Source organism: Opitutia bacterium ISCC 52 (assembly GCA_014529675.2).
Lineage (GTDB): Bacteria > Verrucomicrobiota > Verrucomicrobiia > Opitutales > UBA2995 > UBA2995.
The window spans coordinates 3,068,681-3,082,616 of the sequence record CP076040.1; the positions used below are offsets into that span (position 1 = coordinate 3,068,681).

Consider the following 13,936-nt stretch of genomic DNA (forward strand, 5'->3'; position numbering starts at 1 on the left):
TGCCCTCTGCTTCCGTACAGACCTAACGGTTTTTTGGGAAAACCGTGCTTAAGCCGCCTAGCTATTGAAGAAAATCGCTTCAGCCAAGGTATTTTCAGGAGACAATAGTCCGGCTCGCAGAGAGTAATTAAAATCTGCGCGTCCCATATTTCCGACTAAGGAAGCCGTGCCTGTCGCAATATCAGCCTGAAATCTTAGCGTTTTGCCATCGGAATAGTTAAATTGGAGATCAAAGTCGCTCCCCCCCTCCGTTTCCGACGTTTCAACATCGAGAAGGTCAAAGGGCAACTTGATACCAGACACTTCCGCGCAAGCCTTCAAGCAGTTGAAAATCCAATGAGAAAGGGCTCCCCCCTCCAAGAAAAAGTCCGGGGAGCAGATCAAAGCGGCGATTTCGAGCTTATCAGTCAGGAGCGATGGCTCAAAACCACTGAGCCCCTGCCCAATTGACTGCCGCATTGGTAATAGCCGTGCATAACTAAGATTTCGGAATGCATTTGGCTCATCTAATTTACTCCGAAACTCCCTACCCTCAATCGATGAGTCGTAGACCTTCTGTTTGCAGAAACTAATAAAGCTTTTGTAGATGGTATTGATTCGGTCAGGCGGAAGTCGATGGGTCCAATAATAGGTGGGTAAATCACTCTCGAGCCATACGGAAACCTGGTTTTCCAGGTATTTGGGTGCATTTACATCATACCCGAGGGTCAATATCTCGAAGCATCTCATATCTCGCCGACTCGAACCGATATAACACCCAGAATAGAGCTTTCCGGTCAGTAGCGTATTTGCATCTTCAGCCGGCGTTGGGCAAAGAATGATAATTCGACTGGGATACGCATGCGCAAACTCGTTGGCTGTTTTGAACAACTGCTTTGCTTCCTCATTGGTGGTTCCGTAACCGAGATGCAAAATAAGATTCATCTGCGAAGCGCGAAACTCCGAAGGGGCGGCGTGTCCGCGCTTCGGTTCGTCCGCTTCCCATAGCTTAGCCATGGTGTCGACCACCTCAGATACTGGAAGCTCAATTCCAGGGATTACGCTGAATACAGAAGCCATTACGGTCCCGGCTTTCTCCATTGATGATTATTTTCCCAAGCAAGCTGATCCGCCTCAAGAGGCCCCCATGATCCAGATTGATACTCGGCCATGCCCTGATTTCCACAAGATTTCCAGAATTCGAGGATCGGAGTCACAATCTTCCAGGAAGCTTCCGTTTCATCTCCACGAATAAAGAGCGTACTGTCCCCAATCATGGCATCGAGAATCAAACGTTCGTATGCCTCAGGCGTATTCGAGCCATAAGTGGTTTTATAGCGGAAATTCATACGAACCGGTTGAGTCCGTGTTTCTAATCCAGGGATTTTGGAATTCATGACCAGCGAGACTCCCTCATCTGGTTGAATTTGAATGACCATGGTATTCGGAGAGAGATCGAAAACGTTACTGCTACTGAATAAAATTCCTGGGGGAGTTTTAAATTGAATGGCGATCTCACTCACTCGACGTGCCATACGTTTACCCGATCTTAGATAAAACGGAACGCCTTCCCAACGCCAGTTGTTGATGGAAAGCCGGAGAGCAGCGTACGTCTCGGTAGAAGAATCCTCCGGAATCCCAGACTCTTCCATGTAAGCTGGCACTTTATTTCCATCAATCAGGCCTTCCCCATAGCGCGCACGAACAACATCACCCCTGGGCGAACTCAATTCCAGCGGTTGAATGGCCTTCAGGAGCTTTACCTTCTCATCGCGAATCGATTCCGGATCCAGCGATACCGGAGGCTCCATAGCGGTCAAACTGAGCAGTTGCATCGTATGATTCTGGATAATATCCCGGAGAGCACCACTTTGATCGTAGTAACCACCACGAGAACCCACACCCAAATCCTCAGAAACAGTAATTTGAACACATTCGACAAAATTACGGTTCCAGAGTGGTTCAAATATGGAGTTAGCAAACCGCTGCACCAGAAGATCCTGAACGGTCTCTTTCCCTAAATAATGATCGATGCGATAAATCTGGTTTTCTTCAAAATGTTGATTGATCGTGGCATTGAGCGAACGAGCCGACTCCAAATCTTTACCGAAAGGTTTTTCAACTACGACTTTGGAGGCCAAGGGTGTACCTATATTTCTTGAGGCTAGCCCACATGCCCCAAGCTCGGACACAACGGCAGTAAAGACACTGGGTGGAGTAGAAATATAGAACATCACCTGAAGATCACGCCCCACCTGTTTCTCATAGGAGTCAATTTGATCTTTCAGCTTCTTGTAACCGGCTGAATCGTCATAAGGTCCATCGACATAGCAAGTATTAGCCTCAAACCGCTTCCAGATCTTCTCATCCAGATCACGGCGGGAAAACTCAACCAGTGAATCGTGTGCAAGCTGACGAAACTCGTCATTCGGGATGGGGTTTCGCCCAAATCCAATGAGAAAAAAGTCAGAAGGAAGCAAGTTATCGAGACCCAAATTATAGATCGCAGGAACAAGCTTCCGCTTGGTTAGATCCCCCGAAGCGCCAAAGATGACCACAACCGTAGGCGGGGCGCCTCGATGCTTACTGAGACCGTTGAGAAATGGATGTCTGTTTTCTGATGACATAATGAAAAAGGAAAGCAGTGATTAGATGGCCTCACTAGAGACCCGAATGCAATACCATTAGTAGCACGAAGAAATAATTCATTTCATCAAAATGATTATCGCTAAAAATACTCAATACACCTCATGAAAACCACTCGACATTTGAAAAATGGAGAATCTCCCATTCTTTTTCCTCCTGATGGTTTACTTCCACCACGTCCAAGCGAAAGGTCAGTGGCTTCTTTTTGAGCGTTTTCATGTAGGCCTGAGGGCGCGTTTGAGTGCTCGTTTTTTTCGTTTATCAACTGAGTATTACCCAGGAACCAGGCCACCCGCTCGACGCGTCTTCACTTCCACAAAGACGAGTATATCATCCTCGGTGGTAATCAAATCGATTTCGTCTCTTCCATGTCTCCAGTTGCGTTCGAGAATCTTAAAGTCCTTTTCTTTTTTGAGAAACTGTTCTGCAGCTTTTTCACCAGCAGCACCGGTAGACGGCGCCTGCACCCCGATTAGCCGTTTTAAGCCATCAAACATCCGAGCTCTTATTTGGTAGCCGCGTTGACGTTCACAATCTCTTTCCCGATGGGAAAAAGCGCCAGACTAGCAATTTTCAAATGCTGTACGCCAAATGGTATCCCAATGATCGTAATGAAGCACAGTATGGCTGAGGTGAAATGCCCGATCGCTAACCATATGCCTCCAAAGACAAACCAAATAATATTACCGATTGTGCACAAGGTGCCCGTTCCAATATCCGACTTGCCTTGAGACACTCGCCTATCAACTGCCTCACGACCAAACGGCCACAGTACAAACACCCCTGTAGTAAAACAAGCACGTCCCCAAGGTATCCCGATAATGGATACATACATAATGAGCCCCACAAGGAACCATCCGAGCCCGGTCACTAGTCCAAGAAAAATAAACCAAAGAATATTTAAAAGCGTGGTCACTGTTATTACCTCTTCAAAGTAAATGATAATGGAATACGAACCCGGGTTTTTACCGGAGAGCCATCCATAAATCCAGGCTTAAACTCCCATTGTTTTACAGCAGACAAGGCGTTCTTTCCAAATTCCGAATGAGAGGATTTCTCGATTTTGGCATCCACTACTTTGCCTTGCTCGTTGACAACAAATACAACGTCAGCAAATCCCTGAACCCATTTTTTCTTTAATTCAGGAGGATAAACAGGTGCGTATCTTTTTACTGGAACAGGTGCCTGATCAAGTTCACCGACCTCAAAGACCTTAACTCCAAAATCTTTAGATTTAAGTTCTATCGGAAGCCTTACCTTATAAGCAGTATTCAATTCATCGGAATGAGGCAAATCCACAGTCCAACTCCGAATGCTCTCTCTCAAAAATAATCTCAAATCCCATGGAAGAGGTTCCAGGAACTTTGGAAACCTGACTTTCCCCACAGGATCAATCACCATTTCGATCTTTACCTTCAGATCTCCATATTTCTCTCGTAAGTGCTTAGGGTACTGAACCGACAAATGCTCCTTGGTCATCGACTCTACAAACGATTCTGAAGGCTTTTCAAATTTCCAGTTAGGTCGTTTTGACAGGTCAGTCCCATCCTTGAGAAAAACCTCTTTGCAAAGTTCAGCATTGTAATAATCAGCCACCCAAGTTCCCGGCACATGCCCACGAAAGCTGCAGTCAGAGGTCAAACATTGCTCCAAGGAAATCTGCACAACCTCTGGAATGTCAAAGGCCAATGCGTAGTCCATAAGTTGCATAGCCAGTTTGTCATCCAACTCACATTCAGCTCCATACTGGATTAAGGATTGAATACTCTCTCGTTCATCCTGAACAACCGCCATCCACACAGCTGCCGGCCTCTTCTCAGGACGAACATTGGGATCCGCCCCCAGACCTAGCAGCTCATGAACCGAACTCACCTTCTTCGCCAATACCGCGAGGTAAAAGGGAGTATTCCCTCTGGCATCCAAGCTGTTAATGTCCAGTCCAGCCTCGACCAAGACTTTTATCACAGAAGCATGACCGCTTTGGGCTGCGTAGTGAAGGCAGGTGTATTTATTGCTCCCAAATATTTTTGGAAAATTTGCCCCCCTGTTCGATTAAGAACTGAACCAGCTCCGCATTGCCTGATTGAACAGCCGCTTTGATGGCAGCGTTTCCTCTTATGCTTGTGTTGATATTTAAATCTTCCCTCAACATCGCACGGGCCAACTCCAAGTTTCCCATAGCACAATTTGAATAAAACAAATTTGCGTAGGTACCAGTCTTCGGCCGAATCTTATCTACCTTCAACTTCACTCCAGCATCCTTTGTTTTCTGAGCAATCATATCGAAGATGGCAGGGCGTAATGAACTAACTGCTACATCTAAGGAATTTCCACCCTTCGGGCTCTCATGCTTCAAGTATCGATTCATACCACTGAGGTAGTCCACCATTCGAAAGTCTCCCCGCTGTATGACATATTGATACTGGGTATAAATCAGTTTCGATTTTTCTAAAGGATCGTGGCCCTGCTCGATCAGTTCTTTTACCGAATTTAGTCTACCGCCGTATATAGCCTGCCTTATGATCGAGGCTTCTTTGTTGCGCTTAATCTTATCCGCTTTGATCTGATTCAAATACTGTAGGACACCCACGTTCCCATACAATGCGGCACCATGCATGAGTGAGTATTTATTCATAACTTGTATTCGAGCCAGATTTTTGCCGAAATTTCCAGTCCTTTGAAATCCTCAGCAGTTCCTGTGCAAGCTAAGCGATAGAGATAATCTGGATTGTCGTTCGCAAAATCCTTTTGGGGGATTCTCACCTCCAAATCATCCTGTCCAATTACACAGAAAAATGGAAATCCATCCATATGACTTTCCTTGATCCGAAAATCCTTAAACAGAGAATCCATAAGCCCGGCGTGGATAGGTTTATTCGTTCTGAATAATTCGACCGATGTAACCTCACCGTCATAGTACCAGCCGAGCACAACGACCGTTGACTTGAAACCGGAAGAACTCCAGCTAACTGCTTTTCTCCTTGGAACTCAGACTAGCTACAACCGGCAAAGTATCCCCATCTAATCCAATGGACAGCAGACCTTCCCCTTCCCGCACAGCATGGACACGGTGAATTTTGTTGAGGAAGTAAGATCGTGGAAAATGGCAGTTTTCCCAGAACGACTCATTTTCGATCTCCAACCCCCACTCTCCTTCGATAGGTAAATATCGATTTTCGCCATCCTCTTGATAATAGGGACGAGTAAAATCAAACCCATCTACCGCGAAGGAATTACCCTCGTGATGGTAAACCAAGCGAGCCTGACCACAGAGAACTGAAAGGGTAGAAAAAAAAGAAGGGCAATGGACCAACCACTTTTCATGAGGGATTCAACAGGGTTTCACCGAGATTGGAAGAACGGTTATGCTAATTACAATCGTTCGACCAAGGCAAACTCCTTTTCCCTCCACCCATTGCTCAACCGCAAATGCGTGTATTAAAACCTAAGTGTTTACTCCGGCAGTAGCCAACTCAACCTCTTCCGTAGAGCCAGACTCACGATTGAAGCGCATAGAAAGCACCTTACTCACACCCCGTTCCTGCATAGTCACACCATAAATGGTATCAGCGCTAGAGATGGTGCGCTTGTTGTGAGTGATGATCAGGAACTGTGAATGCTTGGTGAACTGACGGAGGATGTCCACGAAACGACCAATGTTGGCTTCATCCAATGGAGCATCCAGCTCATCAAGAAGACAGAATGGACTCGGCTTAACCATGTAGATCGCAAATAGCAGAGCCACGGCGGTCATAGTCTTTTGTCCACCTGACAGAAGTGAGATGGACTTCAAACGGGTTCCAGGGGGTTGCGCTACAATCTCAATACCTGATTCGAGGGGATCTTCAGCGTCTTGCAAAGCGAGGTCTGCCTTTCCTCCTCCAAACAACTTATCGAAGGTGAAAATGAAATTCTCACGGACCTGCTTGAAGGTCTCCTTGAATTGCGCCAGTGAAGTCTGATTGATGTCGTCGATGGCAGCCAACAATTCTTCTTTGGAATTCCAAAGATCCTGGCTTTGCGTTTTCAGGAACTCGTCACGTTCCTTTAATTCACCGTATTCTTCGATCGCCACCAAGTTAACAGGTCCCATCGAGTGCAGTCGCTTCCGCAACTTATCGACTTCGCTTTTGATGGGTTCCCAATCGGGTTCTTCCAATCCTTCCAGATCTTCAGCACTTGGTTCCTGGATCTGAGGGGCTGAATCCGGGTCGGGTGCCTCAGCATCCTCTTCTTCCAAATCCAATGCCAGTTTCTCAACCAGTTTCTGATTGGCTAAGAAATACTCACGCCGCCATTCGATATCGCCGAGTTCGAGATCGTATTCGCGCATGATCTCTTCTGAGAGGTAGCGCATCTGTGACTTCTTTTCTGCCAGGACGATTGCCTCTTTATTAAGAGAAGCCTCATACGTCTGAAGTTCTTTGCGAACTTCACCCAAACTACTTTCCTGGGCAGCAATTTCTTTCTCTTGAGCCATCAGAGTCTCGCGCACTTCATTCGACGCAGCCTGAGCAGTTTCTAGTTCTTCAGAAACTTCGACCATAGCCGCTTCATTTTCCTCAACTTGCTTTAGCAGTTGATTGCTCTGAGCGTGGAGAGATTCCTTTTCTTCGGTGCGCTGCAGTCGAGCACTTTCAATTTCAACCAGCTGATCCTTCATTTCCTGAAGGCTACGTTCCAGACTTTCCAGTTGCTGCTTTTTAGCGGCTAACTCTACTCGCACTTCAGAAAGCGCTTCTCGTTTCTGTTCACGCTCTTCACGTAATGACTGTAAAGACTCTTCCAGTTGAGTGACTGTACTGCGCTTAGCATCCATTGTGCTTTCCGCCTCACCCAACTGCTCATTCGCCTGCTTCAGCTGCTCTGCGTACTGACCGTGCGTCGCTTCAATCTCCTTGATATTCGACTGCATGAGCTCCAATCGCTCACGCCCTTTCTCAAGTGACGCTGCGGCAGCACGTTGCTCAGATGCGAGAACAGACTCCTCACGCTGAATTTCCTGCATGCGGCCTTTGAGGGATTCAATGCCCTCCTTGGCCTTGGTTAATTCTTCATCGACACCGCGAGCAGTAGCACGTTTGGCCTCTAATTCAGTTTCGCATTTCTCAATCTTGGATTTGAGTTCACGTATTTGATTACTGCGCTCCAGGATACTATCAGGTTCATTCTTACTATGACCGCCGACAAACCAGCCGCGTCGGTCCACTAAATCACCAGATCGAGAAGCAATACGAGAGAATGCAAAATTTGGGTTGTCTTTCCAAAAAGCCAAGAAGGCATCCAAGTCGTCGCAGACGTAGCAACCAGCAAGCACACGCTTGAGCGCTTCAGAGGTTCTAAACTCATCGGAATCCACTACTGAATCTGCAGGTGTCAAAAATTCAGCTACATCCTTAACGTCACCTACCTTGAGTGGTTCAACGGGAAATTGGAGGCATGCTTTTCCCAGCTTACGGATTTCCAACTGCTTAACCACCGTTTGGGCCACCTCAGCTGAATCGACAAGGAGCGCATCCAAAGAGGCACCGAGCAAAGCTTCAATCGCTCGTGTGTTTTTAGTACTCACCTCGATGCTCTTAGCCAAGAGACTGAATTCGCTGGCATCAACGATGGCATCAATTCGCCCCTGCATGAGTGCCTTGGCTCCTTCACTGAAACCTTCGAATTTCTTATTGAGGTCGTTCAGCACATTCAGGTGAGCGGCCATGCGAGCCAACTGGCGATCCATGTCTTGGATTTCCACCTGTAAGTCACGGAAATGAGATAGCAATTTATCAGAAGATGCCTCTCCAACTTCCAAGCCTTTCTTTACCTCTTCCTTTTCTGTCTCAAAAATCGTGGACCGTTTTTCAATATCGACGAGGTCCTTCTCCAAATGCGTGGTCTCTTCCGTTAAACAATGAATATCTTCGTTCATGGAAGACTGCTTCACCTCATCGGTCTTCAAAGCTACCTCGAGGTGAGATACGTCTGTACGTAAGCGTGTGATCGAAACTTCCTGCTCACCAATTAAGCGACGTTCATTTAGCAAATTTGCCTCAGCAGTAGCGATGAGTGTTTGAACTTCAGTAAGTTGATCCGACTTTTCCTGATGAATTTCATCAGAGTTGCCAACCAGATCGAGCTGTTGTTGACGAACTTCAACATCATCCTCGGACCGATTCTTCACATCATCCTGACGCTTGGCCATGTTCTGGAGCTCTTGATCGATTTGCTCCAGGCGATGAGTCACATCTTCAATCCGCGACTTGGCAAACTTGGCTTGGTTTTCTGCCTGATCACGCTTGGATCGCAGATCAAAAATCCCTTGCTGGGATAATTCCAGATTTGTGTAAAGCTGCGTCCGAGATTCTCGCTGAGCTTCGAGTGCTTCTTCCTTGGAAGACACGGAGCTTCGTAGCTCTTCAACCTTACTGGTAAATTCCTTACTGTGCTGACTGGCGGAGTTCAGGTTGGATTCGATTTGCGAAAATTGATGACTGCTCAGAGCCAGATCCAGGTGCTTCAAGCGATGAGAGATCCGTTTGTATCTTAATGCTTTACTGGCTTGGCGGCGCAGGGATCCGATTTGCCGCGTTACTTCCTCGATCACGTCGGTTACCCGAGCCAGGTTGGCGTCCACGTGAGAGAGCTTATTAAGCGCTTCCTTACGTTGCGCTTTGTAACGGGTGATGCCTGCGGCCTCCTCAAAGATCGTCCGACGTTCTGAAGGATTTGAAGATAGGATCTGGTCAATCTGCCCTTGCACCATGAACGAGTAGGAAACTTGCCCGACCCCCGTGTCCATGAAGAGCTTACCAATATCCTTTAAGCGACAGGACTTCCCATTGATAAAATAACTGCTTCCACCATCCCTTACTACACTCCGCTTAATTTCCACTTCGTGGAATCCTTCACCCAGTTCTTTTTCGCAATCAGAGAAGATGAGGCTGACTTCGCAAATGGAGTGCGGCTTGCGCTTATCCGTACCTTCAAAAATGACGTCCTGCATCTTACCCCCACGCAAAGCCTTAGCACTCTGCTCACCAAGAACCCAGCGAATGCAGTCGGCAATATTACTTTTGCCGCAGCCATTCGGGCCTACGATAGCGGTTACTCCAGGTTCGAGCGATAGTTGGGTAAAATCGGCGAAACTCTTGAAGCCGTTAATTCTGACTTCCTTCAGGTACATGGATAGAAGACGGGAAGATTTGTAAGCGACTGACGTTTCAGCAACCCTTAATTTCAGGAAAAAAACATCCCTCCGAATTAGCGCCCAGAAATGCGCTTGAAGAGAATAATTCCCAGCACTTGAAAAGCAATATTGGGCACCCAGATGAGAAGGTCGGGTCTCAACTCCGGCGTCTTTTCCAGCCACTCTACGATCACCGTGGCAAAGTACCAAACGAAGGCCAATCCAAGAGCTACGAGTATGTTGGCGTAATTTTCTCCACGCCCCACTTTGATTCCAAGGGGGATCGCCAAGAAGGCGAAAGCCAGCACCGAGTAGGCCATCGCAAAATTCTTCTGAACCTGGGTCTGCACTCGAACGACCTGCATCTTTTTTTCGTCAGGATCGATCTCTGGATCATTTTGAATGCGTTTCCGCTCTCTCAACAACTCATTAAAATTCAAGGCAGACAATTTGCGATTCACGGTGGAACGTCCGAGGAAACGATTCAGAGGGAGCTTGATCCCGGCCTTTTTGAAAGAACCCGCCATGAGCGGCTTGTCTAGGCCATCCGGATCTTTGGAATTCCTGTTTTCAGCATAGCCATCGTAAATGGTAAGCATCATGGCATCCTCTTCCTGGTCATAGTGAAACTCACCCCGCTGTGCCCGTACCAGTTGATTGACATTGCGGTTCTCATCCAATTCCCAAATCCAGAAGTCGCGCAACTCGGTTTCTGTTTCCTCTCCTATAAAGAGTACCCGGCGGGGAAATTCTCGGATGAAGGTTTTGGGCACGATGAGCCGCATCGGATCGTTACTGATCGCGTCTCGCATCTGGGCACGGTTCTTGGCCTTGGAGTTCGGCGCATAGTAATTATTGATCATGGCCGAGCCAGCTACACCGACGACTGAAATCGCCAGGATAGGAGCGGCAATCCGCCAGATACCAATGCCTGCGCAGCGCATGGCCGTGATTTCGTTTTGAGCAGAGAGTTTGCCCAGAACCAAGAGAATCCCAGTAAGCATACCTAAAGGGAGGGCCCAAGAAACCACCAAAGGAATGAGGGTGACCAGCATGGTCAAGAATTGGCTCCAACTCAGATATCCCAAGCTCAAGAGAACTAAGACGTCCTTAACGACTCGTCCTGACAAAAGAACCAGCGTGAAAAGCGTCAGCGCCATGATACAGGATATGGATACCCGGCGGAATATATAAAAATTAAGCGTTTTCACCCTATCCTGTTGCGATCAGTCAGTTATTAACCAAATAGAACCCCACCAAAAACCACACTGCTTCAACTTGACAACGACAATCCACAACGGTTTCCACTTCTCGCTCTTTTCTAACCTATGAAATACGAACCCAACCAGGAGCTCATCTACGGTCAAACACTGGAGGAGCTGGAAGCATTCGCCAAAGAAAGCGGGCAACCGAAATTTCGGGCGAAGCAGCTGACTGAGTGGCTTTATAAGAAAAGGGTCCAGTCTTGGGAGGAAATGAGCAATCTTCCGGCCAAGTGGCGAGAGCAACTCGAAGAGCAGTTCATCCTCAGCCCCGCCACCCCACTCTTCAACCAGCAGTCCCAAGATGTGACCAATAAAGTGCTGATGAAGCTGGGAGATGACACCATGATCGAGACGGTATTGATCCGAGCTCCCATGGAAGGCGTGGGGCAGAAGTCCTCGCGCACCACCGTCTGTATTTCTACGCAAGTGGGCTGTGCCTATGGCTGCAAGTTTTGTGCATCGGGCCTCATGGGATGGAGACGAGACTTGTTGGCAGGAGAAATAGTGGCGCAGTTGATGCAGGTGTGCCAAATTGAGGACGGCCGAACTGAGAGAGCTAAACCGGAAATACCCTCATTCGATAATATTGTGATTATGGGCATGGGAGAACCACTGGCCAACTACGACCACCTGATGAAAGCACTCCGGATTGTGAATGCTGATTGGGGTCTCAAGTTTGGTGCGCGCCGAATCACCGTATCGACGTCGGGACTTGTCCCTCAGATTAAAAAACTGGCGGAAGAGCCCATTCAATTTCGATTGGCTATCAGCTTGCATGGAGCCACCAATCATGTGCGCACCAAAATAATGCCAGTTAACAGGAAATACCCACTGGAAGAGCTGGTGCCAGCAGCCAAGACGTTTGCGAAAACACATGGTCGTATGCTCACCCTGGAGTACATCTTAATTCAGGAGGTCAATGATTCATTGGATCAAGCCACCGCGCTTGTGGAAATCGCCCGCCAACTTCACGCACACGTAAATTTGATTCCTTACAATCGGGTCGAAGGCCTGGACTGGAAACGACCAGGGCATATGCGGCAGAACCGGTTTGGTGATATTTTGAAAAAAGCGAAGGTTTCCTACACCATCCGGAGGGAGAAAGGTCACGATATAGACGCGGCATGCGGTCAACTGCGCCTTAAAGAAGAAACCCCAGAAAACCTGGATGGAGAGCGGCTTTTCGAGAATTAAGCCCTCAAAATACACTTTACATATCATCATATCATGATACGTTGATATATTAAATGAAAAGCCAGCCTATTTCAGCCCTTCTCCAATCGGGCAAACCGATAAAATCCCTCGAGTTCTTTCCTCCTAAGGACGAAAATGCCAGTCGGCGTCTATTTTTAGCTGCCTCTCGCCTACAGGCATTCGCACCCGATTTTGTCTCGGTCACTTACGGAGCCGGTGGATCCACGCGTCACTTTACACAGGAGATCACCGCGCGCCTGCAAATTGAGTTGGGATGGCTCATGATGCCGCATCTCACCTGTGTAGGCTCTACCCGCGATGAATTGGGGGAGATTATTCAAGGATTTCACGACGAAGGATTCCGCAACATCATGACGTTGCGTGGCGATCCGCCAAAGGGATCGAATAAATTTGTCGCGACTCAGGAGGGATTTCGATACGCGAGTGATCTAGTTGGATTCATTCGTGAAAACTTTCCCGATATCGGCATGGGCGTAGCCGGTTATCCCGAAAAACACCCAGAAGCTCCCTCGATGGAGGAAGATCTTAAAAACCTGAAGTACAAGGTCGATCAAGGTGGAGATTTCATCACCACGCAGTTGTTTTACGACAACCAGCTTTATTTCGACTACGTGGATCGCCTTCGAGCCATGGACATCACCGTTCCGGTTCTCCCTGGAATCCTTCCAGTATTAAGTATCGCTCAGGTCCAACGCTTCGGAACCGTATTGCCAGAAGCACTTACCAAGCAATTGGAAGCGGCCGGTGAAGACAAAGCAGCTCAACGGGAAGTGGGAGTCGATTGGGCCACCGATCAAATTGCCGATCTTATCGATCGAGGTGCACCCGGTGTCCATCTCTACATTATGAACATGAGTAAGTCCGCCCTCGGAATTCTCGAGCGACTGCAAGCCAGAGGTTATTTCCTCGATTAAGCTGGATTCGCTAAATGGGTAGAGTGACCTTACCGTGAACCGCTCATTGAGTTCGGCTCTTCCACTGCATTCGGTCAGCTGGGCGACCTGACCCTAGCTATCAGCCACCGGCGAAAACCACCTGAAATCTCGCCTCTTCCAAAATACGTTTTACGGCGTCCCGGTTGTCTCCCTGGACTTCAAGATTACCACCTTTGATAGTTCCCCCGACTCCACAGGAACTCTTCATCTTTTTGAGTAGTTGCTCCCGTTCACGCATTTCAATATTTTGCATGCCGTTGACCACGGTTACGGTTTTGCCACCTCGACCGGCCTTCTCCCGTTTCACATCTACCCGACCTCGTGACTTCTTTTTCACTGCTGGAGTAGGAGCTGAGGAAACCGGTTCTGGCTCAGGAGCGGAGCGGAGACCGTCTGATGAGAGTGCGTCGAAGGGATTTTGTCCCAAGGAATCACCTCCACTGGTCGACATGCGTTCTTTTCTTTTGCCCATTGCTCAGACGTTACTCGGGTTGACCTTCAATAAATGCCAGTGCCTTTTGATAGCTTCGATTTTCGAGGTAGTGATTCAAGTGACCTTTAATGTCTGAAGCGCGCTCCTTATGGAGGGTATCCAGAGCCAAGGTCGCGTTAAGGATTCCTTCTGAGTCAGCATTTTCAGTCGCTGATAAAAGATCCCTAATATGGGAGGCAATTTCTTCTTCGATCATTATCTCTAATTATCTGATGTGGGTATTAAT

General features: G+C 47.8%; 13 protein-coding genes. 2 read left to right on the forward strand and 11 right to left on the reverse strand.

Translation table 11 applies throughout. The features are described 5' to 3' along the window. Positions 1–57 precede the first annotated feature (57 nt). The 9 genes from GA003_13035 to GA003_13075 form a co-directional block, all read right to left on the reverse strand. A complete protein-coding gene (locus tag GA003_13035; GenBank protein ID QXD26952.1) occupies positions 58–1,059 on the reverse strand; it encodes a glucose-6-phosphate dehydrogenase assembly protein OpcA in 1,002 nt (333 codons plus the stop codon). Further along, positions 1,059–2,606 carry a glucose-6-phosphate dehydrogenase gene (gene zwf / locus GA003_13040; protein ID QXD26953.1) on the reverse strand — a complete coding sequence of 516 codons (1,548 nt, stop codon included), beginning with the start codon at positions 2,604–2,606 and terminating at the stop codon, positions 1,059–1,061. The genes GA003_13035 and zwf overlap by 1 nt, the downstream gene beginning before the upstream one ends. Positions 2,607–2,897: 291 nt before the next feature. Further along, positions 2,898–3,122 carry a YraN family protein gene (locus tag GA003_13045; protein QXD26954.1) on the reverse strand — a complete coding sequence of 75 codons (225 nt, stop codon included), beginning with the start codon at positions 3,120–3,122 and terminating at the stop codon, positions 2,898–2,900. Between the two features lie 8 nt (positions 3,123–3,130). After that, complete coding sequence (locus tag GA003_13050; protein ID QXD26955.1) at positions 3,131–3,541, reverse strand: YccF domain-containing protein; 411 nt, start codon at positions 3,539–3,541, stop codon at positions 3,131–3,133. Positions 3,542–3,546: 5 nt separating this feature from the next. Continuing rightward, complete coding sequence (locus GA003_13055; GenBank protein ID QXD26956.1) at positions 3,547–4,590, reverse strand: TonB family protein; 1,044 nt, start codon at positions 4,588–4,590, stop codon at positions 3,547–3,549. 43 nt (positions 4,591–4,633) lie between these two features. Beyond that, a complete protein-coding gene (locus tag GA003_13060; GenBank protein ID QXD26957.1) occupies positions 4,634–5,260 on the reverse strand; it encodes an ankyrin repeat domain-containing protein in 627 nt (208 codons plus the stop codon). Further along, positions 5,257–5,478: a hypothetical protein gene (locus GA003_13065; GenBank protein QXD26958.1), complete on the reverse strand. Its 222-nt coding sequence runs from the start codon at positions 5,476–5,478 to the stop codon at positions 5,257–5,259. The genes GA003_13060 and GA003_13065 overlap by 4 nt, the downstream gene beginning before the upstream one ends. Before the next feature lie 592 nt (positions 5,479–6,070). Continuing rightward, positions 6,071–9,799, reverse strand: a complete 3,729-nt coding sequence (gene smc, locus GA003_13070) for a chromosome segregation protein SMC (protein ID QXD26959.1) — start codon at positions 9,797–9,799, stop codon at positions 6,071–6,073. A gap of 77 nt (positions 9,800–9,876) precedes the next feature. Next, positions 9,877–10,962, reverse strand: a complete 1,086-nt coding sequence (locus GA003_13075; protein ID QXD26960.1) for an LptF/LptG family permease — start codon at positions 10,960–10,962, stop codon at positions 9,877–9,879. Between the two features lie 168 nt (positions 10,963–11,130). On the opposite strand from GA003_13075, the gene rlmN reads away from it, so the two are divergent. Next, positions 11,131–12,261, forward strand: coding sequence for a 23S rRNA (adenine(2503)-C(2))-methyltransferase RlmN (rlmN, locus tag GA003_13080; protein ID QXD26961.1), 1,131 nt, complete (start codon positions 11,131–11,133; stop codon positions 12,259–12,261). Positions 12,262–12,314: 53 nt separating this feature from the next. Further along, positions 12,315–13,196 carry a methylenetetrahydrofolate reductase [NAD(P)H] gene (gene metF, locus GA003_13085; GenBank protein ID QXD26962.1) on the forward strand — a complete coding sequence of 294 codons (882 nt, stop codon included), beginning with the start codon at positions 12,315–12,317 and terminating at the stop codon, positions 13,194–13,196. 100 nt (positions 13,197–13,296) lie between these two features. Here metF and GA003_13090 read toward each other — a convergent pair whose 3' ends face one another. Further along, positions 13,297–13,689 (reverse strand): translation initiation factor, encoded by a 393-nt coding sequence (locus GA003_13090; protein ID QXD26963.1) that lies wholly within the window; start codon positions 13,687–13,689, stop codon positions 13,297–13,299. 10 nt (positions 13,690–13,699) lie between these two features. Further along, positions 13,700–13,906, reverse strand: a complete 207-nt coding sequence (locus GA003_13095; protein ID QXD26964.1) for a hypothetical protein — start codon at positions 13,904–13,906, stop codon at positions 13,700–13,702. Positions 13,907–13,936 lie beyond the last annotated feature (30 nt).